The organism is Shewanella sp. T24-MNA-CIBAN-0130 (genome assembly GCF_040310185.1).
Taxonomy (GTDB): domain Bacteria; phylum Pseudomonadota; class Gammaproteobacteria; order Enterobacterales; family Shewanellaceae; genus Shewanella; species Shewanella psychromarinicola.
On sequence record NZ_JBEOPP010000378.1, the window covers coordinates 1 to 261 of the forward strand.

The 261-nt window shown below is 39.5% G+C and carries 1 protein-coding gene; it reads left to right on the forward strand.

The genetic code is table 11. From position 1 onward, the window contains the following. Positions 1-261 (forward strand): phosphoketolase family protein (locus tag AAEZ02_RS22800; protein WP_502959615.1); only part of this gene is annotated, 261 nt, incomplete at both ends.

The window sequence follows — 261 nt, forward strand, 5'->3', positions numbered from 1 at the left end:
AGATAAAGGTGTGGTATTCAACTACCATGGCTACCCAAACACCATCAAAAAGCTTGTATTTGATTATAAAGGTAACCGTCGCTTCCGTATTAAAGGTTATGAAGAAGAAGGTTCAACGACTACACCATTTGATATGGGTGTGCGTAATGGTACTTCTCGCTATCATTTAGTTATCGATATGGCATATAAGTTGTTCCAGCAAGGCGTAATTGATGAATCACAACATGTGACCATCACGACCGATATGTTACAACGCTTGGT